This window comes from Acinetobacter sp. WC-743 (assembly GCF_000335555.1).
GTDB classification, from domain to species: Bacteria; Pseudomonadota; Gammaproteobacteria; order Pseudomonadales; family Moraxellaceae; genus Acinetobacter; species Acinetobacter bereziniae.
The window spans coordinates 123038-147856 of record NZ_AMFQ01000090.1 but is presented as its reverse complement, the minus strand read 5'-3'; the positions used below and the strand labels follow the sequence as shown (position 1 = coordinate 147856).

Below are 24819 nucleotides of genomic sequence, written 5' to 3'. Positions count from 1 at the left end.
TAGTAGCTATATGGATTCTAATATGCAATAAGTGAAAATATGACTATAGGCACATCTATGAGTGGTTGCGGTTGTAATGACGGTTCTTGTGAAGACACTAAACCCAAACAAAATATATCTGAAACCGATTCTTGTAGTGGTACAGATTTAAATACTGAAACAAATAAAAAGTCTTGTTGTGATAAAGGTATTGCTAGCGAGTCTAAAGAGCAGATCACTGTAGATGCTTGTGGTGGTAGTCAGCCTTGTTCAGCAAAGGCTAAATCATGCTGTGGAACTGATACAAGTAATCAGCAACAAAATATAAATAAAGAAACAGGCAGAGCAGCCCTCATTAGCGACTATACCATTCCTAAAATGGATTGTTCCGCAGAGGAGCAGATGGTCAGAATGTCTTTGTCCTCTTTAGAAAGCGTTAATAGTTTAATTTTTGACTTACCAAATCGAAATCTAAAAGTTTTGTATGAAGGCAATACTGATTTAATTACGTCAAAACTTGAAGCACTCGGATTTGGAGCAAAGTTAAATTCAACTGAAATCTATAATGATAATAAAAACTCGAAACAGACCAGTACCTATATTATCCCTAAAATGGATTGTTCCGCAGAAGAGCAAATGGTGCGAATGGCTTTAGCACCATTGAGTGAGGTAAAAGCCTTAGTTTTTGATCTTCCGAATAGAAAATTACAGGTTTTCCATACCGATGGAATTTCAGAAATCACAACGAAACTTGAGGGACTCGGTTTTGGAGCTAAGCTTGAAAGTACTGTTGAATCAATAAGAACTTTACCAGATAGTCCTGATCCAACTCGGCAAGCTAAAGTGCTCAAAATACTACTCGCAATTAATGCAGTGCTTTTTGTCATTGAATTTATTAGTGGCATTATTGCCGCTTCCACAGGGTTAATTGCAGACTCTCTTGATATGTTTGCTGATGCTGCCGTTTATGGCATTGCACTTTATGCAGTAGGTAAAGCAGCAAAATATCAAGTGCGGGCAGCTCATTTCGCTGGTTGGATTCAGCTCATACTCGCTGTAATTGTAATTGTTGATGTCGTTAGACGATTTATGTTTGGAAGTGAACCTGAATCTAATCTTATGATTATTATCGGATTCTTTGCACTTATAGCGAATGTCAGTTGTTTGTATCTCATATCAGGGCATAAAGATGGTGGAGCTCATATGAAGGCAAGTTGGATTTTCTCAGCGAATGATGTGATCGTTAACATGGGCGTAATCCTCGCAGGCGCACTCGTTGCTTGGACAGGTTCAGCTTACCCTGACTTGATTATTGGAATTATTGTTTCTTTATTCGTGCTGAATGGTGCTCGAAAAATTTTGGCTTTGAAATAGGACGATTAATCATGAACTTATTTCAAGTGAAACCTAATCAGTTTGCAAAAATTATTGATCTCAAAAAAGGGGAACAATACAGCAACAACGATCCTGTACTTGAAAGGCTTGAGTTACTGGGTTTTAGAGTTGGTGAATCGCTGCAAGTCCTCGAAAAAGGTCTATTCGGTGGTGATCCGATCTTAGTCCAAATTGAAACATCGCGCTTTGCCCTAAGAAAAAATGAAGCTGAACGAATTTTTGTAGAGATTGTCAATGAACACTAAAAATATTGCACTCATTGGTAATCCCAATTGTGGTAAAACCTCACTGTTTAACACCCTTACTGGTACTCGGCAAAAAGTTGCAAACTATGCAGGTGTGACTGTTGAACGTAAGGAAGGTTTCTTTAAGTTACCTTCAGGAGACACTGTTCGAGTATTGGATTTGCCCGGGACTTATAGTTTAAAACCAAGTAGCTTAGATGAAGAAGTAACAAGAGCTGTCTGCTTCGGTGAGCTAAAAGGTGAAGTATTACCTGACATTTTTGTTTGTGTTGTTGATGCTACAAATCTTCACCTTCATTTAAGCCTAGTACTAGAGGTCAGAGCGTTAAATAGACCGATGTTACTCGTCTTGAATATGATGGATGAAGTAAAAAAACGTGGAATTTCAATTGACACCTCAAAACTATCACAACTTTTAGGAGTGCCTGTTGTTGAATCCATCGCTGTGAAAACAAAAGGGATTCAGGAGCTATTAACGCAGTTAGATCAAAAAAATCTATTTGTTGCACCTTATCATTCTGAGCTAAATCATTTTGATCAGATTAAATACATTACTAAGCAAGTTATTTTAAAAAATGACAGTGGTGATAAACGAACTGCATTTTTAGACAAAATATTTTTACATCCTGTCTTTGGCCTACTAATTTTAACGCTGACCATGTTTGTCATGTTTCAGGCCGTTTTTATTTGGGCACAGCCTTTCATTGCTTTTATTGAAGACTCAATTACTTGGCTAAGTGGTGCAATTGGCCCCTTGATTTCGCATCCACTATTAAGAAGTTTGATTGTTGATGGTGTGATTGCGGGTGCAGGCAGCGTTCTAGCCTATATGCCTCAAATTCTTATCCTTTTCTTCTTTATTTTGATCTTAGAGGAATCGGGTTATTTGCCAAGAGCAGCCTTCTTATTAGACAAACTTATGTCTAAAGCAGGGTTAAGCGGTCGTTCATTCATTCCATTACTTTCCAGTTTCGCTTGTGCTATTCCCGGAGTCATGGCAACAAGAAGTATTAGCTCTGAACGAGATCGTTTAGCAACGATTATGATTGCGCCATTAATGACATGTTCTGCTCGACTACCTGTATATGCTTTATTAATAGCCGCGTTCATTCCTAATAAGTTGGTTTATGGGTGGCTCAGCTTACAAGGTTTAGTCCTGTTTGGACTTTACATGTCAGGAATCATATCTGCGCTATTGGTTTCTTTATTTTTAAAGTTAGTTCGAAAAGATAAAACTGAAAGCATTTTTATTTTTGAATTACCAACTTACCGTTTACCAGATATTAGAAATGTTGCATTAGGCCTATATGACAGAGCAACAATTTTCTTAAAGCGAGTTGGTGGAATTATTGTCGCTTTATCAATTTTGTTATGGGTACTCGTGACATTCCCTCAGCCACCAGATAACGCCACAATGCCTGCAATTAATTACAGCCTAGCAGGGCAATTGGGGCACATCATTCACCCTATTTTTGCCCCAATCGGCTTTACATGGGAAATTTGTATTGCGCTCATTCCTGCAATGGCAGCCCGTGAAGTAATTATTGCTGCATTAGGTGTGATTTACGCTATGTCTGGGGATGAAGATACAGTCACACAAACTCTGCTCAGTCAAATTTCTGGGCCTGATGGATGGGGACTTGCAACAGGCTTATCACTCTTGGTTTGGTTTATTTTTGCACCTCATTGTCTTGCAACATTAGCAACAATCAAGCGTGAAACAGGTAGTTGGAAACAACCAATTACTATGGCTACCTATCTGTTTTCACTAGCATATTTCTTCTCTTTTGTTACGTATCAGATTGCTAGCCGCATATAGTTAAGTTGAAAATCGAACAGCGGTGAAATTATCGCTGTTTGTATCTTCTTAATTAAAGTTAGAATTTTGAAGTAGAAGTTTTATTATGAAAATGGGTATATTGGGAATTGCATATATATGTTTATTCGTATATAAATATATTTAAAGATCCTGTTGAGTTTGAGCAAATGTCTGCTACTCCAAACGTTAAAATTTATCACAACCCTGAATGTGGTACATCACGTAATACATTGGCATTAATTCGTAATGCCAATATTGAACCTGAAGTTATTGAATATCTTGTCAATCCGCCATCTAAAAGTGAGCTTATTCAGCTGATTGCGGATGCGGGTTTAACAGTGAGAGAAGCGATTCGTAAAAATGTTGCTCCATATACAGATTTAGGAATTGATCAAGAGGATTGGACTGAAGATCAATTGCTTAACTTTATGCTTCAGTATCCAATTTTGATTAACCGTCCATTCGTGGTGACTGAACTAGGCACTCGCTTAAGCCGCCCGTCAGAAGTGGTTTTGGATATTTTGCCATTACCGCAAAAGGGTGCTTTCACTAAAGAAGATGGTGAACAAGTGATTGATGAAAATGGTCAGAGAGTAAATTAAAAAATTTAATTTTTGTATATGATTATCTGTATATCCAAATGAATAAATAGGTAGCAAAGATGGATCAAGTTAATTTTTTTAAATGTTTATCAGATGAAACCCGTCTCAATATCGTGACTTTAATTGCTGAGAATAAAGAACTCTGTGTCTGTGATCTGACAGAAAAGCTACAACTGAGCCAACCCAAGATTTCGAGGCATTTGGCGTTATTACGTTCTTCAGGATTGTTGCAGGACAGACGACAAAGCCAATGGGTGTACTACAGCATTAATCCACAACTACCAGCTTGGTGTTTTGAAATTCTAGGCACTTTACAAAAAACATCACCCAATCAAGTTGTGGTCGATACCAATATGTTTCCTATAAATAGTTATTGTGAGTAATAGATTATGAAATTCCTTTTTTTGTGTACTGGAAATAGTTGCCGTAGCATTTTGTCTGAAGTGCTGTTTAACAGTCGTGCGCCTGCAAGTTGGAAAGCGTACAGTGCAGGCAGTAAGCCATCTGGACAGGTACATCCATTGACCATTGAAACGTTAGAAAACTTAGGGCTTTCGACCGATGGTTTGTGGAGCAAAACCATTGATGATTGTGAACAATATCAGCCTGATGTGGTGATTACCGTGTGTGATTCAGCAGCGCAAGAAGCGTGTCCGCTTTATTTGGGTGGAGCGATCAAGGCACATTGGGGCTTGGCTGATCCATCACACTTAGACTTACCTAAAGAAGAAAAACTAAAAGCATTCCAAGTGACTGTAGACCATATCAATCGTCGTTTAGATGCATTGTTGGCACTGGATACAGCGCATATGTCTCGTTCTGAATTGATTGCTGCAATCAATCACATCTCAGATATTGAATGAGAACATCATGGCTCAACAAAGACTGTCATTTTTAGATCGTAACCTCACGCTATGGATTTTCATTGCGATGGGGTTGGGAATTGCGATCGGTGTGTTCTTTCCACAAGCCTCAGTGGCATTGGATAAAATGAGTGTGGATTCCGTCAATATTCCAATTGCGATTGGTTTGATTTTGATGATGTATCCACCTTTGGCAAAAGTGGATTATGCAGCGCTACCACAAGTGTTTAAAGACAAAAAAACCTTAACTTTGTCTTTGGTACAGAACTGGGTGATAGCACCAGTATTGATGTTTGCATTAGCCATTATTTTTCTACATAGCTATCCAGAGTATATGACAGGCTTAATCCTGATAGGACTGGCTCGTTGTATTGCGATGGTCTTGGTGTGGAACGGTTTGGCCTGTGGGGATAACCAATATGTTGCTGCATTGGTGGCCTTTAACAGTATCTTCCAAATTTTATTTTTCAGTACCTATGCTTGGTTGTTCTTGACCTTCTTACCACCGTATTTTGGTGTTGCAGGGCAAGTGATCAATGTGGATTTCTGGACGATTACCCATGCGGTACTGGTGTATTTAGGGATTCCATTTTTTCTTGGCTTTATGACCCGATTCATTTTAGTTCGTGCTAAAGGTTTGGCTTGGTATCAAAATGTCTTCTTACCTAAGATTAGTCCACTGAGTCTACTGGCTTTATTGTTCACGATTGTGGCGATGTTTAGCCTGAAAGGGAACGATGTGGTGAGCTTACCGATGGATGTCTTGCGTATTGCGATTCCATTGACCATTTACTTTATTGTCATGTTCTTCATCAGCTTCTTCATGAGCAAATGGATGGGGAACGATTATCCTAAAACCACAGCAATTTCTTTTACTGCTACGGGAAATAACTTTGAATTGGCACTTGCTGTAGCGATTGCAACTTTTGGTTTAGCCTCACCTGTGGCGTTTACCACTGTAATTGGCCCACTGGTTGAAGTGCCTGTGTTGATTGCTTTAGTTAGCGTGTCTTTATGGCTCAGAAAAAAGTTTTTTAAAGCAGAGGTGTAATTTCTATGACTCTCCCAAATGTAGATATGAATCTTTTGGATCAACCTACTTTAGAAAAAGTACAAGCTAAAGAGTTGGATCATCCACCGCGTATTTTACTGCTGTATGGTTCTAACCGTGAGCGTTCATACAGCCGATTGGCCGTAATGGAAGCAGGACGTATCTTGGAGCAGTTTGGTGCCGAAGTAAAAATCTTTCATCCTAAAGGGCTGCCTTTACCTGAAGATGCGGACACTGAACATCCAAAGGTTAAAGAGTTGCATGATTTACTCGCTTGGGCAGAAGGAATGGTGTGGTGCTCACCTGAACGTCACGGCTCAATGAGTTCAATTTTCAAATCGCAAATTGATTGGATTCCATTGGCAGGTGGTGCGATTCGCGCAACGCAAGGAAAAACTTTGGCATTGATGCAGGTCAGTGGCGGTTCACAGTCTTTTAACAGCCTAAACCAGATGCGTATTTTAGGCCGTTGGATGCGTATGATCACTATTCCGAACCAATCCTCTATTCCAAAAGCTTTTTTAGAGTTTGAAGAAGATGGACGGATGAAACCTTCATCCTTCTATGATCGAATTGTCGATGTCATGGAAGAACTATATAAGTTCACCTTGCTCACTCGTGGGCAAAGTCAGTACCTCACAGACCGTTATTCAGAGCGAAAAGAGTCGGCAGAAGAATTATCTAAGCGTGTCAATCAACGTAGCTTATAAACTTTAGGTGATCAGAAATGCAAAAGAGACATTCTAAATTAGTGATCTTAGGTTCAGGACCTGCGGGTTATAGTGCCGCTGTATATGCAGCACGCGCAAACTTAAAACCCACATTGATTGCAGGTATACAACTTGGTGGTCAATTAACAACGACCACTGAGGTAGATAACTGGCCAGGCGACCCAGAAGGTTTAACTGGTCCTGCACTTATGGAACGAATGCAAGCCCATGCTGAACGCTTTGGCACAGAGATTGTGTATGACCACATTAATGAAGTTGATTTAAGCGTCCGTCCATTTGTGCTTAAAGGTGACATGGAAGAATTTACTTGTGATGCACTGATTATTGCAACAGGTGCGACAGCACAATACTTGGGTCTTGAATCTGAAGCTAAATTCATGGGTCAAGGTGTCAGCGCATGTGCAACTTGTGATGGTTTCTTTTATAAGAATCAAAAAGTCATGGTCGTGGGTGGTGGTAACACAGCAGTTGAAGAAGCACTTTATCTTTCTAATATTGCTGAACATGTCACCTTAGTTCACCGTAGAGACAGTTTACGTTCAGAGAAAATTCTACAAGATCATCTTTTTGCCAAAGAAAAAGAAGGCAAAATTAGTATTCTTTGGAATAAGCAAGTTGATGAAGTCTTAGGTGATAATACTGGTGTTACTTCAGTTCGCTTGAAGTCAACTTTGGACGAAAGCATACAAGATGTTGAAGTTCAGGGCTTATTTGTTGCTATTGGTCACAAACCGAATACAGGTATGTTTGACAGTCAACTCACTCTACGTGATGGTTACATTCAAGTACAAAGTGGTACTTCAGGCAATGCAACAGCAACTTCTGTGGCTGGGGTATTTGCTGCGGGTGACGTTGCTGACAGCATTTATCGCCAAGCAATTACTTCGGCAGGCTCAGGTTGTATGGCAGCTTTGGATGCCGAAAAGTATCTTGATCAATTGAGCAATTGAAAGGCTCATTTAAACGCTTGAAAACTGTATGAAATACGCCCAGTCTATTGCAGACTGGGCGTTAAATTTTGATTATGACAATAAATAATAGGAGATATACTTTGACTCAATTACAAGCTGAAGTCGATGTAGTCATTATTGGTGGTGGTCAGGCAGCACTTGCTACAGCTTATTTCCTCAAACGTAAGAAAATTCCATTTATTATTTTAGATGATCAATCTCAGGCGGGCGGTGCATGGTCACATGCTTGGGAATCGCTTCGTCTTTTTTCTCCAAATACTTGGAGCTCTTTGTCAGGTTGGATGATGCCAACAACTGAACAAACCTACCCAACGCGAAATGAAGTGATTGACTACTTGTCGGCATATGAGCAACGCTATCAATTTCCGATTATTCGACCAGTTCATGTCGATCATATCGAACAAAAAGATGGCTACTTAGACGTGTATGCTGGCGATCAATATTGGCGAGCTAAAGCGGTGGTCAGTGCTACAGGGACATGGAGTCAGCCTTATATTCCGCATTATAAAGGACGTGAACGATTTGAAGGATTACAAACGCATTCAGCACATTATGTGAATCCAGATCCTTTTATTAATAAAAAAGTGATCGTAGTTGGTGGTGGTAACTCAGGGGCACAAATTCTTGCCGAAGTCTCAAAGGTTGCAGATACCACTTGGGTCACAGCAACACCACCTCAATTTTTATCAGATGACGTTGATGGGCGGGTCTTGTTTCTTCGGGCAACTGAACGTTTAAAAGCTCAACAGGAAGGTCGTGTGATTGATCAACCCGTTGGTGGTCTGGGTGATATTGTCATGATAGACAGTGTCAAAGAGGCACGTGAACGTGGCGTACTACATAGTCGAGAACCCTTTACCTCATTTGAGGAGCATTCCGTTGTTTGGGCTGATGGTACAAGACAAGCGGTAGATGCTGTAATTTGGTGTACAGGATTCAAGGCTTCACTGGATCACTTAAGAAGTCTGGATGTTGTCAAACCTGATCAGACGGTTGATGTGAATGATGGACGCTCAATAAAAGTAAATAACCTTTGGTTGGTTGGCTATGGGGAGTGGACAGGCATGGCATCCGCTACACTCATTGGGGTTTCTAGAACAGCAAGAGCAGCGGTAGATCAAATATATGCTTATTTGGCTAATGTTTAAGAGCTATGCATTTAAGGCAGTGTATAGAAAGGTTTGCATTACCCCTCAATACTTTATGGGTACTTCTTTATTGTGATGTTACTTCATTCAAGAAAATATAAACTCATTGCTGTTATGGGCTTCACACAGATTCTTGCGTGGAGCTCTACATTTTATCTACCCGCAGTACTGGCTAATCTTATTGCCAAAGACACAGGATGGTCTCTAACTTTAGTGATTGCAGGATTGTCTTGGGGATTTATTGTTACAGGTATTTGCTCTCCAAAAGTTGGACGGTTTATCGAGCAATTTGGTGGAAGAAAAGCACTCTCTATTAGTTCAATATTCTTCGCTATCGGACTGTTATGTTTAGGGCTTTCCTCTCATCTATTGGTTTATTATTTTGCATGGACAATGCTCGGTATTGGTATGGCTTTTGGCTTATATGATGCTGCATTTTCAACCTTGGGGCGATTACTTGGTCAAGATGCAAAAACAGCGATAGTAGGAGTAACACTATTAGGTGGCTTAGCCAGTACTATCGGATGGGCGCTCATCGTATTTTTAGAAGGCTTATACGGTTGGAGAATTACTTGCTTCATTCTTGCATTATTTCATCTGCTGCTTGGTTTACCGTTGCATTACTTTTTACTTCCTAGAGAAGAACAAAGCACGGAAGCTCATGCTAAAGAACTCAATAGCCAAACCAATCTACACAAAGAAGGTAATCGACTCTTTATGTTGGTAGCCGTTATTTTGACGGTACAATCTTTTGTTGTGGCGACAATTTCAGTTCATTTATTATCGATGCTAAAAACCATTGGTTTTAGTGTATCAACAGCCCTTGCGATCGGGATGATGATTGGTCCAGCGCAGATCATTGCGAGACTGCTTGAGTTCTCTTTGTTTAAAAACTTACATCCAAGTTGGTCGAGTCGTGTTGGAGTATTGATTAGTTTCTTTGGCATCATTTTTTTGTTTACGGATGGATATGCCTTAGCCTTGCTTGGCGCGGCTTTATATGGCGCAGGCAATGGTATTCTCACTATTATTCGAGGCACATTACCTCTTGCCTTATTTGGGCGAGAAGGCTATGCAACCAGAATGGGCTTATTAGGTCGGCCTATCATGATTGCATTGGCTTTTGGCCCTCTCATCTCTGCATTTATTCTTGAAAAGTGGGGAGTCAATATCTTATTGATAATTTTAACTACGTTAGTTTTTATCGCATTGCTTGGCACGTTGAAATTACCCATTCAGCAGGTCTAAGAAGTAGCAGGCTATACTTTGGCTGAGTTGATCCAATTGGTCGGATTAACCCATCGAGTAACATTCCAAAGAATTATTTGAATCCTGCAATAGAAGTTGGTTTGGTCAAATGCACTATTCCAGATAAGCCGAAAAGTCCGAAGCAACGCTATAGGTTGAAATGATCAAATTTAGGTGTAGAGTTGAGATAAAATGAGCTAAATGCTACTATATTGATTAATAAACGAGCGCTTAAAATTAAAATAATAGTATAGTGAAATTGGACGAAATATGGACTTTATTTGCGCCTATTTTACGCCTAAAAATTTTAAAATTTCTAATAAGTTTTTGATTTAAATTAAAAATAAAATTTTACTGGTCCAATCCATCATCGGAGCGACCGAAATACGGGGAGTTAGAGATTGGAGCTCAGACATAAAGTAAACCTGAAAAGATGAAAAAAGCAGAGTGCGGATTATACGTGCTTTATTTTAAAATCTATAGTCATACTCAAAAGATAGAATTTGTAAACCTAATTAAAATTTTGATTCTGATAGTGATTTTTAGGCGTGACAAAGTAGGTTCTATGGGGATTTATTAAAGGGTACGAATTGAAGTTCTCTAGTGATAGATGGTTATTTGATTATTATCTATCTAGAGTAGATTCTCTGCTTATTACTTATCTTTAATGATTTCGTCACCAATCCAGTTTAAAAAATGGTTCACTTTGAGAATGTTCTCATGGGTACGTGGATAAACTAAATGGTGGGCAGATATTGGTACGGAGAAGTCATCAGGAAAGACTTTGACAAGTTTTCCTGAATCTAGATAATTTTGGGTAAGTAAATTGCTTTCTAGGACGAATCCAAGCCCATGAGTTGCAGCTTCAAGTGACATGTATGAGCGATCAAAACTAAAAGTATAAGGAAATTCAGGAATGCTTAACCCTTGATGTGCAAACCATTGGGGCCATGTAACGAGAGTGGACTTCGATAAAATTAATTCTTTTTTTAGTAACTCTTTAGGCTTAGAAACTGGGCTGCGCTCAAGTAATTTGGGGGAGGCAAGAACTTCTAATTTTTCACTTCGAACTGTTCTAATTTCGACTCCTGTCCAATTCGGAATACCATGACGAATATCAATATCAATTTTATCTCGTGTGAAATGAAGGTTTTCATAAGAGCAAGATAAATTCACCTGAATGAGAGGATATAGTTCTTTAAATGATTCCAATCTTGGCAGTAACCACAGAAGTCCAAAGCTTGGTGAAGAATGGATGTATAAACTATCTTTTGGACTGTTATCCGATGCTTGTTCAGTCGCTAACATCAGATTATGCAAGATAGCGGTTACATCTTGATAATAACGCTCACCAGAAGGCGTTAAAGTCACTCCTCGTGCACCTCTTATAAATAAGCTTTGACCAATCATTTCTTCTAGTTTTGCGATTTGATGACTGATAGCAGAGGGCGTAAGGTTCAGGATCTCTGCTGCCTTTGCCACATTCCCTAAGCGAGCAGTTTGCTCAAATGCTTGTAAAGTTTTTATTGCAGGCATTTGATTGTAATTTTTTTCAGTATTATTCATTTAAAATTCCATTTTTCTTTCATATCTCAACTAAAAATATCATAGGCATGAATAAAATTCATGCCTAGTTGAGTTTAACCTTATTGCTGCTCACTGTGAAAAAAGAGAATCTAGCGATGAATGAATATGTTGAAGAAAAGAGGAATATACATGTTACTACAAGGAAAAGTAGCGTTAATCACAGGTGCAGCATCTGAACGTGGTATTGGTCGTGCAACAGCAGAAATCTTTGCACAGCAAGGAGCCAAAGTCATTATTGTTGATCTAGATCTTGCGCAAAGCCAGCATGCAGCTAAAGCATTGGGCGAAGGTCATTTAGGTCTAGCAGCAAATGTTGCAAATGAAGAACAAGCACACGCTGCTGTGGAACAAGCCCTTCAATACTACGGAAAAATTGATATTTTGGTCAATAATGCAGGCATTACCCAACCTGTAAAAACATTAGATATCAAACGTAATGATTATGACCGTATTTTGGATGTCAGTCTGCGTGGAACGCTTATTATGTCTCAGGCTGTAATTCCCGCAATGAAAGAAAACGGTGGAGGAAGTATCGTGTGCTTATCATCCGTTTCGGCACAACGAGGTGGTGGTATTTTTGGTGGTCCACACTACAGCGCTGCCAAAGCAGGGGTTTTAGGTTTAGCTAAAGCGATGGCTCGCGAGTTTGGTGCAGATAATATTCGTGTCAACTCACTTACACCAGGTCTTATTCAAACAGACATTACGGGTGGTTTAATGAATGATGATCGTCTTCATGACATTCTTACAGGCATTCCACTGGGTCGCTTAGGTAAAGCACAAGATGTTGCTAATGCAGCGTTATTTTTAGCTAGTGATCTATCAGCCTATTTAACAGGTGTAACTCTAGACGTAAATGGCGGAATGCTGATTCACTAAAACTCAGTATTAGTATTAGAAAATTTAAAATAGAGACATGGTCACGAGAGGATATTGTGGTCAAATGTAAAGGGACTCGCATGATGGATACCGTATTTTCATCTGATACAGATGCTATTCGTAAATCTGCATATCGAAAAATTGCATTTCGGCTGATGCCATTTTTAATGCTTTGTTATTTTTGTGCTTACTTAGATCGTGTAAATGTTGGTTTTGCCAAACTTCAAATGATGAGTGATTTACAGTTTAGTGAAGCTGTTTATGGACTTGGCGCAGGTATTTTCTTTATAGGATATTTCTTATGTGAAGTACCTAGCAATATTGTGCTGCATAAAGTTGGTGCTCGACGTTGGATTGCCCGAATCATGATTACATGGGGTATTTTGTCAGGCTGTTTTGCATTTGTTGAAACAGAGTGGCAATTCTATACCTTACGCTTCTTACTTGGTGTTGCTGAAGCTGGATTAGCACCAGGTTTATTACTTTATCTTACATATTGGTTCCCATCTTATCGTCGGGCCCGTATGACTGTGCTGTGGTTTATTGCAATTCCCATTTCTGGAATGATTGGCGGCCCTTTGTCTGGCTTAATCATGGATCAAATGAACAATGTGCAAGGATGGCATGGCTGGCAATGGATGTTTGTGCTTGAAGCTATACCTACAGTGGTTGTTGGTTTGTTAGTCCTCGCAGTTCTAAAAGATTCTGTTCAAGATGCACATTGGTTAACGAGTGCTGAAAAGAATTTAGTCCAACAAGAAATTGCTCAAGATAATCAACAGAAAGAAGGGCATAGCAGTATTAAAGACTTCATTAGTGATAAACGCTTGTGGTTACTAGCTGGAATCTACTTTTGTGTCGTAATGGGACAATATGCAATTACTTTCTGGTTGCCGACATTAATTCGTAACTCGGGTATTAGTGACAACTGGCATATTGGCTTGTTGACCAGTCTACCTTATATGTGTGCCATAGTTGTAATGCTGTTAGCAGGTCGTAGCGGAGATCACTTTAGAGAGCGTCGCTGGCATTTAATTATTCCAATGTGTACGGGTGCCGTTGCACTGACATTTGCAACATTGTTTGCTTCAAATCTAATTTTATCGTTGATTTGTTTATGTATTGCGGCATCAGGAGTACTCACCGCATCTTCTTTATTTTGGATGTTGCCAACAAACTTTTTAGGTGGTGTTTCAGCTGCTGCTGGTATTGCTGGAATCAATAGTTTTGCCAATCTCGCTGGATTTTGTTCTCCGTTTCTCATCGGATGGATTACCACCAATACAGGTTCGAATGCCATAGGTATGTTCTTAATTACAGCAGTCTTAGTTGTCGGAGCTAGCCTAGTACTGCGCGTTCCAGCAAAACTGGTTAATTGTTAATAAGAGAAGTTAATTATGTCAAATATTAATAAAAAAGCTCGTATTGCTGAACTACAGCAACGAGCATATAACATTCGTCAACATGCATTACGTATGGGACAAGTACAGGGCCAAGGTTATGTTGGACAGGCCTTAGGTGCAGCTGATCTACTTGCAGTTTCTTATTTTCATGCAATGAAATATCAGCCTGAGAATCCTGAGTGGGAAGGACGAGACCGCTTTTATCTTTCAATAGGTCATTATGCCATTGCTTTATATGCTGCTTTGATCGAAGCAAAAGTTATTCCATTAGAAGAACTAGAAACGTATGGTTCTGATGACAGTCGTTTACCTATGTCAGGCATGGCAACGTATACCCCTGGTATGGAAATCACAGGTGGTTCATTGGGTCATGGTTTAGGCATTGCGGTAGGCGCTTGCCTCGGATTAAAGCAAAAGAAATCAGAATCTTTTGTTTATAACTTCCTCTCAGACGGTGAGCTCAATGAGGGCTCTACATGGGAAGCTGTCATGTCGGCTTCACATTGGAAATTAGATAATCTAATTGCAATTATTGATGTGAATAGTCAGCAAGCCGATGGGCATTCAAGTGAAATTCTAGCTTTTGAACCGATTGTAGATCGTTGGCAGTCTTTTGGTTGGTATACACAGCGCGTAGATGGTAATGACATGAAAGCTTTACTCGAAGCTTTTGATAATGCAAGAAATTATAAAGGTATAAGTCCGAGAGTCATCATTTGCGATACCAAAATGGGTAAAGGTGTTTCCTTTTTGGAAAGCCGAGAAAAAACACATTTTATTCGGGTAGATGAACGCGAATGGGATGAAGCTTTAAATATATTAACTCATTACGGCAAATAAGGAGTTTAGATCCATGAGCCAATTAGCGAACTCTCCTAAGAAAAAATTAAAAACGTCTGCCATGATTGCTTCGATTGCTGCAGAAGGGCAACCAACCAAGCCTGCACCATTTGGACATGCTTTAAATGCGCTAGCGAAAGAGCGTGATGATATTGTTGGATTATCAGCAGACCTATCTAAATATACAGATCTACATATTTTCGCGAATCAAAATCCACACAAGTTCTTTCAAATGGGAATGGCAGAACAACTTCTGATGAGTGCTGCTGCTGGATTAGCTCGAGAAGGCTTTGTTCCTTTTGCCACGACTTATGCTGTATTTGCTTCACGTCGAGCTTACGATTTTATCTGTATGGCGATTGCCGAAGATAATCTGAATGTGAAAATTGTAGCAGCCCTTCCTGGTTTAACTACAGGATATGGACCAAGTCACCAAGCAACAGAAGATATTGCCATTTTCCGTGGAATGCCAAACCTAATGATCATTGATCCATGTGATGCCTTGGAAATTGAGCAGGCTATTCCACAGATTGCTGCTCATCAAGGTCCTGTTTATATGCGCTTGTTGCGTGGTCAAGTTCCATTGGTATTGGATAAATATAACTACCAATTTAAATTATGTAAGGCCCAAGTCATTAAGCCAGGTAAAGATCTCTTGATTATCTCTACTGGATTACTGACTATGCGTGCGCTTGAGGCCGCTGAAGAGCTTGAAAAAGAGGGAATTGAGGTTTCAGTTCTACATGTTCCAACCATCAAGCCTCTTGATGAAGAAACGATTTTAGCAGAAGTTGCAAAAGGAGGACGGTCTGTACTTACTGCTGAAAATCATTCTGTAGTTGGGGGGTTAGGTGAAGCAGTTGGAACCTTACTATTAAGAAATGGGCAACATCCACGTTTTGATATGATTGGTTTACCTGATGCATTTTTAGAGGCAGGCGCATTACCCACACTACATGATCGTTATGGTATTTCTACAGAAGCAGTTAAAGCAAAAATCAAAAATCACTTAACCTAAGAGAGTCCAACTGTTAGTGAATTGAGCATGGTGTACGACAGGAGTCTAGCCATGCCCTAATTTTATCCTACCACTTTTAAGCCATTTAACTGTTCAAAATAGCTTATTTAATTGGCTGTTTAGGGAAACTTATATTCAAAATTTGCAGGGATTGTGCAATGAACAAAAGTAATTTTTTATGTCTCCTTGGTGTATTTATTGGAACAAATACAGCTTGTTTTGCATCGAACTTATTCGATGTGAATCGAACAAATTTGACTGGGGATTGGAATGGTTCAAGAACCCAGCTAGAGAATGAAGGGATTAAATTTGATAGTGGCTTAAATCTCGACATTGCTTATTTAGCTGATGGTGGATATAAACCAAGACAAGCCCCGACTTATGTTAGTCAATTTTCACTCGGTTCAACTTTGGATTTAGAAAAATTGATAAATTTGGAGGGGGTAAGTGTTCGAGCATTAATGATGGCAAGACAAGGGCAGAGCGTATCAGTAGAACAGATTTCTGATCCGCAAGCACCACAATTGGCCAATGTACAGGCAAATTATGGTCGAGGTAATTCGGGTACAAGGCTTGCAGAACTCTCGATCGAAAAAAAATTCAGTAACGCAGCTACTAGTATTCGAGTTGGGCGTTTTGCCATGGGAACCTATTTCAATGTGATGTCTTGCGACTTTCAAAATAATTCCTTTTGCGGTGCACAAATGGGGAAATGGCAAGGCAGTAAATGGATTAATGCACCTGTAAGCCAATGGGCTGTAATGTCTAAATATAGTTTTAACCCTGAGGTCTTTATACAATTTGGTGTATTCGAATATAACCCAAAAAACTTGGAAGAAAGTGAAGGGTGGAATTTGGATACAAAAGATGTCGATGGTGTCAATATGCCTATTGAGCTTGTCTGGCAGCCTAAACAGATGATTAATAACTTAGCTGGAATTTATCGTATAGGTGCATTTTATAATACAGCTGACGATCTCAAAAACCAAAAAGACATCGTAACAGGAGAGCCTGAATCTCACACATATGGGATGTGGGGGGGGGTAGAACAACAATTAACCTCAAAAAACTCAATTCAGCAAGGGCTGTATACTTTTATGAACTTCAGTTTTCATGATCAAGCCACTAACAAAGTTGAAAATATGCAACAAATTGGTTTGAAATATGTTGGACTTTTAAATAATTATCCTAATGATATTGTTGGTTTTGCTGTAAATAGAGTTGATGTTAGTGATCGTTACAGTCAAACACGCCAAGGCATTAATAAAGATGCTGAATATAATATTGAGTTGAACTATTCATATTTCCCAATGAAGTGGTTGATGCTTAGACCTAATATTCAATATGTAATCAATCCTGGAGCAACGAATTATGTTGATAATGCTTTAGTGCTGGGCTTAAGCTCGAAAATTATTTTTTAAAAATACCTTCACCCATTTAAAAAGCTGTTTTTAGGTTTTGCTAAGAACAGCAGCGTATTAAATCGTTTGGAGAATTAAATTAATGAGGTCTTTAGTGATTTTAAATTTAATTAACTTAGGAAAAACTTTATCTTTAAAGGCTTTATGTAACATAGCCTTACGCAAGTATCAGTATATTTAACCTAAACCTTCCTTGAAAAGATATTGATGACATTCTGCAAATGTTTTTGCATGGCTTTGTATGCCGCTGCTCCATCTTGGCTCTGGATTGCTGCCATGATTTCTTGATGTTCATGCTGAGATCTTAATGGCATATCTTCAGGAGTATATAAACTACGCATACGACTGAACAGCTCGGTATATTGTTTCCCGAGCAAATATTTCAGAAAAAAAGAAAAAGCGCTATTTTGACTCGCTTCAGCAATACGAATATGAAATAAACGATCACCAATATGCTCGCTAGAATGCTCTAAATTATCTCGAACATTCATAAAAAATGCTTCTTTAATCTCTTCTAATTGTTCATCCGTACGATGCTTTGCTGCCAGTTCTGCAAGATAGGGCTCAATCTGCAAACGGGCTTCTAAGACTTCAAATGGCGTAACCGCGGAATCTTCTTTTAAATGAGGAATCAGCAAAGGATGTATATTGGTATTAAAACCCGTTTGTTCTAAAGCCTGATCTTGTTGATCTTTAATGACATATACGCCACTCCCCAGTTTTACTTCAACAATTCCATTCACTTCAAGTGCAATGATTGCTTCACGTACTGAGGTACGACTTACACCTAACTGCTGCGCAAGATCGCGTTCAGGCGGTAACTTTGAACCTAACTGATAAATTCCATTCTTTATATCATCTTGAATCTTATTAAAGATATTTTGATAGAGACGAGTTTGAGTCATAAATTTCAACTTTTACAAAAATTGGTCTTGCCAAAACACTTTTGATCAATTAAATTGACTAGACCAATTAATTGGTCTAGTCAATTTAGCATTTACCATAGTATAAAGTAAAAAGCAGGGACGAAGGAATGAGATTGATAAATAAAACGTGTGTGATTACAGCAGCTGCTCAGGGAATTGGTAGAGCCACTGCATTAAGCTTTGCAAAAGAAGGCGCAAAGGTCATTGCTACGGACATTAATTTAGAACTGCTTGAAGAACTCAAAAGCCATTCTGACAATATCCAAGTGGAATATTTAGATATTACTAATCGTCAGCAAATTATTGAATTTTCAAAAAAATATCAGCAAGTTGATGTGTTGTTCAATTGTGCTGGTTGGGTTCCTGCAGGTTCAATCTTAGAATGTGATGAAACACAATGGCAGCGTGCTTTTACGATGAATGTCGATTCGATGTACCACATGATTCAGGCTTTTTTACCCACAATGTTAAAAAGTGCCAATGCTTCAATCATCAATATGTCATCTGCGGCATCAAGTATTAAAGGTGTACCGAATCGCTTTTCTTATAGTGTCACTAAAGCTGCAGTTATTGGTATGACCAAATCGATCGCAGCAGATTTTATCGGTCAAGGAATTCGTTGCAATGCGATCTGTCCGGGAACTGTAGACTCTCCATCACTACATGATCGTATTGAAACCCAAGCCAAAGAGCAAAATAAAACCATTGATGAAGTCTATGCTCAGTTTGTTGCTCGCCAACCGATGGGTAGAGTTGGTAAAGCGGAAGAAATAGCCGCATTAGCGCTTTATCTGGCAAGTGATGAATCCTCATTCACAACTGGAACCATCAATATGATTGATGGTGGTTGGTCAAATTAATTTTCAAACAGATCTAGGATAGAACAATGAAATTATTAAGATATGGTGTAAAAGGACAAGAAAAGCCAGGAATCTTAGACCCACAGGGACAAATTCGGGATTTGTCTTCAGTGGTTCAAGACATCAATGGTCAGGTGCTCGCCACCGAGTTAGATAAGATTCGAAATTTGGATCTATCGAGCCTGCCTTTGGTTGCCGAGAATGTGCGCCTTGGTGCATGTGTGGGTAATATTGGTAAATTTATCTGTATTGGTTTGAATTATTCTGATCATGCTGCGGAAACAGGTGCAGAAGTTCCTGCTGAACCAGTGGTTTTCAATAAATGGACCAGTGCAGTGGTTGGACCAAATGATGATGTGGAAATTCCAAAGCATTCATTCAAAACCGATTGGGAAGTTGAGTTGGGTGTCGTTATTGCTAAAGACGGTCGTTATATCAGTAAAGAACAGGCAATGGACTATGTTGCAGGTTATTGTGTGATTAATGACGTTTCAGAGCGCGCATTTCAGCTTGAAGGTACAGGGACTTGGGACAAAGGCAAAGGTTGCGACACTTTTGGTCCAACAGGTCCATGGCTCGTGACCAAGGATGAGATCGAAAATCCACATCAGTTAAAAATTTGGTTAGAGGTGGATGGTCAGCGTTATCAAGATGGCAATACCAATACCATGATTTTTGATATACCCACCATTGTGAGTTATTTAAGCCAGTTTATGAGTTTACAGGCCGGTGATGTGATCTCTACGGGTACGCCACCTGGTGTAGGGCTTGGGCAAAAGCCACCTGTGTATTTAAAAGCAGGGCAAGTGATGCGATTGGGTATTGAGGGATTAGGCGAACAACGACAGAAAGTTGTGAATGCTGAATAAGCCAGATTTATCTGAATAGATTTAATTTTTAAGTAACACAAACAAGGCATTTAAATTCGATGCCTTAGGAAGACTTGTCTTTAAAAAAGCTCAGCATTTAAAAAGGAATAGGAATGTTAAAGATAACGGATTTAGAAGTATTGGATATTCGTTTCCCCACTTCACAGCAATTGGATGGTTCAGATGCGATGAATCCAGATCCAGATTATTCAGCTGCCTATGTCATCTTAAAAACGGATCGTCCAGCGCTGACAGGACATGGTCTCACATTTACCATTGGTCGTGGTAATGAAATCTGCTGTGCAGCAATTGAAGCGATGCGCCATCTGGTGGTTGGTCTAGATATTGATGAGATTAAGAAAAATCCTGCCTTGATGTGGCGACATTTAACTTCAGATAGTCAACTCCGTTGGATTGGACCAGACAAGGGTGCGATGCATTTAGCGACTGGCGCAGTGGTGAATGCGATTTGGGATTTATGGGCAAAGAGTGAAGCTAAACCGGTTTGGAAGCTGGTTGCGGATATGACCCCTGAACAGTTAGTAAACTGTATTGATTTTCGTTATTTAACTGACTGTATTACGCCTGATGAAGCTTTGAACTTATTAAAGTCGAATGAAATTGGTAAAGCGCAACGTGAGAAAACTTTACTTGAAGAAGGTTATCCTTGTTATACGACTTCAGCAGGATGGTTGGGGTATAGCGATGAAAAACTTGCGCGACTTTGCCAAGAGGCTGTGGATGAAGGCTTTAACTATATCAAATTAAAAGTAGGTCGCGATGTTGAGGAAGATAAACGTCGGGTCAAAATTGCACGTGAGATCATTGGTCCTGATCGTCACTTAATGATTGATGCCAATCAGATTTGGGAACGTGAGCAAGCTATTGAGTGGGTGAAGCAACTGGCATTTTCCAATCCATGGTTTATTGAGGAACCGACTTCACCCGATGATGTCGAAGCGCATCGTGCAATCCGATTTGCGATTCAGCCGATTCAAGTGGCGACAGGTGAAATGTGCCAGAATCGCATCATGTTTAAACAATTTATTATGCGTGAAGCGATTGATATTGTTCAAATTGATGCTTGTCGCATGGGTGGAATCAATGAAGTGCTAGCAGTATTACTCATGGCAGCAAAGTACAAACTCAAAGTTTGTCCGCATGCAGGTGGTGTAGGGCTGTGTGAATATGTTCAGCATCTTTCTATGATTGATTATTTATGGTTCTCAACCTCCAAAGAAGGTCGTGTCACAGAATACGTGGACCATTTGCATGAGCACTTTATCGATCCTTGTGTGATTCAAAATGCAGCTTATATGCCTCCAACTCTCGCAGGCTTCTCAATTGAAATGAAACCAGCATCTATTGAGAAATATAGATTTAAGGGCTGATAGGCTGAATTTTTCAGTGACAAAAGTGATTCATGCTAAAGAAATGTAGCATGCAAATACGGTGAGATCAGCCAGCCTGATACACGAGAGTTAGACTCTAGTATCACAGGGCATGATTCACAAAGTAAAACGCGCTGATTTGTGGTTTTATCGTGGATGAGTTTTTAAGGATGATTTTACAGTTCATCCATTGAGAAAAGAATGAAACTGCATAAAGCCACAAGGAGTATATAAGTGATTGATAGCCATATTCATTTTTGGAAATACAATCCAGTTGAATTCCCTTGGATGACGGATGACTTAAGCGCCATTGCAAAAGACATGTCTCCTGAAGATTTGTTCGTGCAATTGCCTGCCAGAATAGAAGGTTTGATCGCTGTTCAGGCAAGACCGTCTTGGGAGGAAAATGAATATCTGAATGGACTGGCAGAGCAACATTCGATTATCAAAGGCATTGTGGCATGGTTTGATTTTAAAAAAGACGCTGAAATGCAGTTGGAAAAATTCAAACAAAATAAGCGGATAAAAGGCTTTCGTCACATGCTTCAAGATGAGCCTGATCCTACAGCCTATATGTTGAACAACCACCAATTTAATCTGGGCGTAGAAAAAATTCAGCAAGCTGAGTTGCTTTATGGTGTTTTGATTCATCAGAAAGATTTGGATGCAGCCGTAAAATTTTCCCAACGACATGATCAATATGCGTTGGTGATTGATCATTTAGCCAAGCCACAGATCTATTCCAGTGATGGTTTTACTGTGTGGAAAAAGAACATGAAAGAATTAGCCGCATTAAAACATGTGAACTGCAAAATTTCAGGTTTGGTGACAGAGGCGGGTGCACACTGCAAAGCACAAGATTTTCAAGCCCACCTTGATATTGCCTTAGAACTCTTTGGTCCTGAACGCTTGCTTTGGGGATCAGATTGGCCTGTGTCTTTTGCGACCCATCGCTATGACACATTGTTGGCATTTTGGGATGAATGGACACGCAACTGGAGTGACTCAGAACGTAAACAGGTCGAAACAGATACACCTAAACGCTTATATAAGCTATGAAATTTAAAAGATTTTAAATATAGGAGATAGGAAAGATGGATTTACACCTCAAAAATAAAGTCTTTATCGTTACAGGTGGTGGTGCCGGAATTGGTGGGGCAATTTCATTATTACTGGCACAAGAGGGTGCAACGGTTGCCATTTTTGGTCGTTCAGCTCTGAGTTCAGAATTCGAAGCATCTTTACAGGAAACGCAGGCAAATTACTCCTTTCATCAACTGGACTTGACCGACGAAAAAGCCTGCCAAGAAAACGTTCAGAAGGTTATTGATTTATATGGACGTCTAGATGGCTTAGTCAACAATGCTGGAATAAATGACAATGTCGGACTTGAAGACAGTATTGATGCGTTTAGACAGTCCTTAGATAAAAACCTGATTCATTATTTTACAATGGCGCACTTTTGCATACCGCATCTCAAACAAAGCAAAGGCAGCATCGTCAATATAGGCTCTAAAGTTGCAGTCACAGGGCAGGGACATACCAGTGGTTATGCAGCAGCAAATGGTGGTCGATTGGCTTTGACACGAGAGTGGGCTGCGCAATTTAAAGATGATGGGGTGAGGGTCAATGCGGTTTTACCTGCTGAAGTCATGACACCACTGTATCAACGTTGGGTGGATAGCTTTGATAACCCGACCCAGAAATTAGCACAAATTACCCAAAATATTCCGTTTGGTCATCGTATGACGACGACCCATGAAATTGCAAATACCACGGTATTTTTACTGTCTGATCGTTCATCGCATACAACTGGACAACTTTTATATGTTGATGGCGGTTATACCCATTTAGATCGTGCCTTAGATCAAGATTAAGACAGATATGCCGAAAACTGGAGCGAAAGATGAAACGCTATTGTTTGGCTTTAGACCTTGTGAACGATGCTGAAAAGATCCAGCAATATCAACAGTATCATCAAAAAGTATGGCCAGAAATCACCACCAATATTCGCAATCGTGGTGTGCTGGATATGCAGATTTGGCAAGTCGAAAATCGCCTTTTTATGATTATGGACACCACTGACGATTATGACGCTGACCTAGCACAAAGTGTTGCGGATTCAGAACCGAAAAATCTTGAGTGGGAAACTTTGATGTCGCAGTACCAACAAGTACTGCCAAGTGCAAAACCTGGTGAAAAATGGATCGAAATGGAAAAAATATTTGATCTAAAACAATAATCCGAATGATATAAGGAATTCAGCCATGAAGGCAAAAATTACAGAACCCCAATTTAGGATGGGGTTGATATTGGTCACGACACTCTTCTTTATGTGGGGATTGTCGTATGGTTTGGTCGATGTTTTAAATAAACATTTTCAGGAAGCTTTGCATATTTCTAAAGCACAATCGGGGCTGATTCAGGCTGCTTATTTTGGTGCCTATTTTGTGATTGCTCTACCTGCAGGTTTATTTATTGAAAAAAGAGGTTATAAAGCAGGGATTATTCTCGGTCTTTCCCTTTATGCAATCGGGGCACTGCTCTTTGTTCCTGCGGCTAATATGATGACATTTAGCTTTTTCTTATTTGCATTATTTGTACTGGCTTTAGGGCTAGGATGTTTGGAAACAGCTGCAAACCCTTACTCATCTGCATTGGGAGATCCGTCGACTGCTGAACAGCGGCTTAATTTATCTCAGTCTTTTAATGGCTTGGGACAATTTTTTGGTCCGTTGATTGGAGGTTTGTTCTTCTTTAATTCGGTTGAAGGTGACAGTGCTGCAAGTTTTGATGCTGTGACCTATACCTATGTCGGTATTGCTGCAATTGTTATTGTTTTGATTGTATTTTTTGCTAAAGCAAAACTTCCTGATCTACGTGAAAACGAAGCGAAATTGGATGCAGCCAATCTTCAAAATAATAGTGCATCGATGTGGTCACATTCAGAATTTAAATTTGGTGTTATTACGCTGTTTTTCTATGTCGCCGCACAGGTTGGCGTGGGTGCATTTTTTATTAACTTGGTGGTCGAAACTTGGCCACAGAGCTCAAGCCAACAAGGCGCATATTTCTTATCTATTGCCATGCTGGCTTTTTTGATAGGGCGATTTGTCAGCACTGGCATCATGTCCAAAATCTCCGCGAATCATTTGTTGTTGATTTATGCCGTAATTAACAGTGTGCTGTGTGTCGTGATTTTATCTGGCGCTGAATATATTTCAGTAATCGCAGCGATTGGTATCTTTTTCTTTATGTCGATTATGTTCCCGACCATTTTTGCGATGGGTGTTAAGAATCTCGGTTCTAAAACAAAAATCGGCAGCTCATTTATGATCATGGCGATTGTGGGCGGTGCCATTATGCCTTTTTTCATGGGGAAATTGGCTGATCACTATGGAACACACATTGCCTATGTATTGCCATTGATCTGCTTCCTAATCGTAATTTTTTATGCGAAAAGCTACCAAAAAATCACACTGGCACAAGTCAATTAATAACCGAATTTTATCGCATTGAACGCGATAAATAAGAGAAAACCGCCATTTAATCATAAGGGCGAAGATAAGATCA

The 24819-nt window shown here is 39.6% G+C and carries 25 protein-coding genes and 1 pseudogene; 24 read left to right on the top strand and 2 right to left on the bottom strand.

What is annotated here, in order from left to right:
- Positions 1-57: 57 nt before the first annotated feature.
- The 12 genes and pseudogenes from ACINWC743_RS12900 to ACINWC743_RS23915 all read left to right on the top strand — a co-directional run.
- Positions 58-1353, top strand: coding sequence for a cation transporter (locus ACINWC743_RS12900; RefSeq protein WP_009585719.1), 1296 nt, complete (start codon positions 58-60; stop codon positions 1351-1353).
- A gap of 11 nt (positions 1354-1364) precedes the next feature.
- Positions 1365-1619 carry a FeoA family protein gene (locus ACINWC743_RS12895; RefSeq protein ID WP_009585673.1) on the top strand — a complete coding sequence of 85 codons (255 nt, stop codon included), beginning with the start codon at positions 1365-1367 and terminating at the stop codon, positions 1617-1619.
- Complete coding sequence (feoB, locus tag ACINWC743_RS12890; RefSeq protein WP_009585756.1) at positions 1609-3438, top strand: ferrous iron transporter B; 1830 nt, start codon at positions 1609-1611, stop codon at positions 3436-3438. Before ACINWC743_RS12895 ends, feoB begins: the two co-directional genes overlap by 11 nt.
- A 167-nt stretch (positions 3439-3605) precedes the next feature.
- Positions 3606-4040, top strand: a complete 435-nt coding sequence (gene arsC, locus ACINWC743_RS12885) for an arsenate reductase (glutaredoxin) (RefSeq protein WP_005312198.1) — start codon at positions 3606-3608, stop codon at positions 4038-4040.
- 59 nt (positions 4041-4099) lie between these two features.
- Complete coding sequence (locus tag ACINWC743_RS12880; RefSeq protein ID WP_009585764.1) at positions 4100-4423, top strand: metalloregulator ArsR/SmtB family transcription factor; 324 nt, start codon at positions 4100-4102, stop codon at positions 4421-4423.
- A 6-nt stretch (positions 4424-4429) separates the two neighbouring features.
- Positions 4430-4903: an arsenate reductase ArsC gene (locus ACINWC743_RS12875; RefSeq protein ID WP_009585692.1), complete on the top strand. Its 474-nt coding sequence runs from the start codon at positions 4430-4432 to the stop codon at positions 4901-4903.
- Positions 4904-4910: 7 nt separating this feature from the next.
- Positions 4911-5954 (top strand): ACR3 family arsenite efflux transporter, encoded by a 1044-nt coding sequence (arsB, locus tag ACINWC743_RS12870; RefSeq protein WP_005312206.1) that lies wholly within the window; start codon positions 4911-4913, stop codon positions 5952-5954.
- A 5-nt stretch (positions 5955-5959) separates the two neighbouring features.
- The gene (gene arsH, locus ACINWC743_RS12865) at positions 5960-6664 is read left to right on the top strand and encodes an arsenical resistance protein ArsH (RefSeq protein ID WP_000174605.1); all 705 of its coding nucleotides are present in this window, start codon (positions 5960-5962) and stop codon (positions 6662-6664) included.
- 17 nt (positions 6665-6681) lie between these two features.
- A complete protein-coding gene (trxB, locus tag ACINWC743_RS12860) occupies positions 6682-7635 on the top strand; it encodes a thioredoxin-disulfide reductase (protein WP_009585686.1) in 954 nt (317 codons plus the stop codon).
- Between the two features lie 101 nt (positions 7636-7736).
- Positions 7737-8804: an ArsO family NAD(P)H-dependent flavin-containing monooxygenase gene (locus ACINWC743_RS12855; protein WP_005312214.1), complete on the top strand. Its 1068-nt coding sequence runs from the start codon at positions 7737-7739 to the stop codon at positions 8802-8804.
- 75 nt (positions 8805-8879) lie between these two features.
- Positions 8880-10052, top strand: a complete 1173-nt coding sequence (locus ACINWC743_RS12850) for an MFS transporter (protein WP_009585684.1) — start codon at positions 8880-8882, stop codon at positions 10050-10052.
- A gap of 12 nt (positions 10053-10064) precedes the next feature.
- A pseudogene (locus ACINWC743_RS23915) lies at positions 10065-10216 on the top strand (Fic family protein); the annotation flags it as partial.
- Between the two features lie 490 nt (positions 10217-10706).
- Here the strand turns inward: ACINWC743_RS23915 and ACINWC743_RS12845 are convergent.
- Complete coding sequence (locus ACINWC743_RS12845) at positions 10707-11588, bottom strand: LysR substrate-binding domain-containing protein (protein ID WP_085947562.1); 882 nt, start codon at positions 11586-11588, stop codon at positions 10707-10709.
- A gap of 180 nt (positions 11589-11768) precedes the next feature.
- Between ACINWC743_RS12845 and ACINWC743_RS12840 the strand changes: the two genes are divergently transcribed.
- From ACINWC743_RS12840 to ACINWC743_RS12820, 5 genes are all read left to right on the top strand, one after another.
- A complete protein-coding gene (locus tag ACINWC743_RS12840) occupies positions 11769-12518 on the top strand; it encodes an SDR family NAD(P)-dependent oxidoreductase (RefSeq protein ID WP_005031016.1) in 750 nt (249 codons plus the stop codon).
- Positions 12519-12601: 83 nt separating this feature from the next.
- Positions 12602-13900, top strand: a complete 1299-nt coding sequence (locus ACINWC743_RS12835; RefSeq protein ID WP_009585745.1) for an MFS transporter — start codon at positions 12602-12604, stop codon at positions 13898-13900.
- 15 nt (positions 13901-13915) lie between these two features.
- Complete coding sequence (locus tag ACINWC743_RS12830; protein WP_009585723.1) at positions 13916-14761, top strand: transketolase; 846 nt, start codon at positions 13916-13918, stop codon at positions 14759-14761.
- 13 nt (positions 14762-14774) lie between these two features.
- Positions 14775-15779: a transketolase family protein gene (locus tag ACINWC743_RS12825; protein ID WP_009585774.1), complete on the top strand. Its 1005-nt coding sequence runs from the start codon at positions 14775-14777 to the stop codon at positions 15777-15779.
- A 158-nt stretch (positions 15780-15937) separates the two neighbouring features.
- The gene (locus ACINWC743_RS12820; protein WP_009585709.1) at positions 15938-17200 is read left to right on the top strand and encodes a carbohydrate porin; all 1263 of its coding nucleotides are present in this window, start codon (positions 15938-15940) and stop codon (positions 17198-17200) included.
- A gap of 182 nt (positions 17201-17382) precedes the next feature.
- Here ACINWC743_RS12820 and ACINWC743_RS12815 read toward each other — a convergent pair whose 3' ends face one another.
- On the bottom strand, positions 17383-18105 hold the full coding sequence (locus tag ACINWC743_RS12815; protein WP_009585687.1) for a FadR/GntR family transcriptional regulator: 723 nt from the start codon (positions 18103-18105) through the stop codon (positions 17383-17385).
- Positions 18106-18233: 128 nt separating this feature from the next.
- Here ACINWC743_RS12815 and ACINWC743_RS12810 point away from each other — a divergent pair, with 128 nt between their 5' ends.
- From ACINWC743_RS12810 to fucP, 7 genes are all read left to right on the top strand, one after another.
- Positions 18234-18986 carry an SDR family oxidoreductase gene (locus ACINWC743_RS12810; protein ID WP_009585768.1) on the top strand — a complete coding sequence of 251 codons (753 nt, stop codon included), beginning with the start codon at positions 18234-18236 and terminating at the stop codon, positions 18984-18986.
- A 26-nt stretch (positions 18987-19012) separates the two neighbouring features.
- On the top strand, positions 19013-19855 hold the full coding sequence (locus ACINWC743_RS12805) for a fumarylacetoacetate hydrolase family protein (protein WP_009585674.1): 843 nt from the start codon (positions 19013-19015) through the stop codon (positions 19853-19855).
- Between the two features lie 113 nt (positions 19856-19968).
- Complete coding sequence (locus tag ACINWC743_RS12800) at positions 19969-21246, top strand: L-fuconate dehydratase (RefSeq protein WP_009585760.1); 1278 nt, start codon at positions 19969-19971, stop codon at positions 21244-21246.
- Positions 21247-21480: 234 nt separating this feature from the next.
- Positions 21481-22305 carry an amidohydrolase family protein gene (locus ACINWC743_RS12795; protein WP_009585657.1) on the top strand — a complete coding sequence of 275 codons (825 nt, stop codon included), beginning with the start codon at positions 21481-21483 and terminating at the stop codon, positions 22303-22305.
- Positions 22306-22340: 35 nt separating this feature from the next.
- Entirely contained in the window at positions 22341-23123 is a 783-nt protein-coding gene (locus tag ACINWC743_RS12790; protein ID WP_009585736.1) for an SDR family oxidoreductase, read from the top strand.
- Between the two features lie 29 nt (positions 23124-23152).
- Positions 23153-23488, top strand: a complete 336-nt coding sequence (locus ACINWC743_RS12785; protein WP_009585672.1) for an L-rhamnose mutarotase — start codon at positions 23153-23155, stop codon at positions 23486-23488.
- Between the two features lie 25 nt (positions 23489-23513).
- Entirely contained in the window at positions 23514-24743 is a 1230-nt protein-coding gene (gene fucP / locus ACINWC743_RS12780) for an L-fucose:H+ symporter permease (RefSeq protein WP_009585742.1), read from the top strand.
- Positions 24744-24819: the final 76 nt, after the last annotated feature.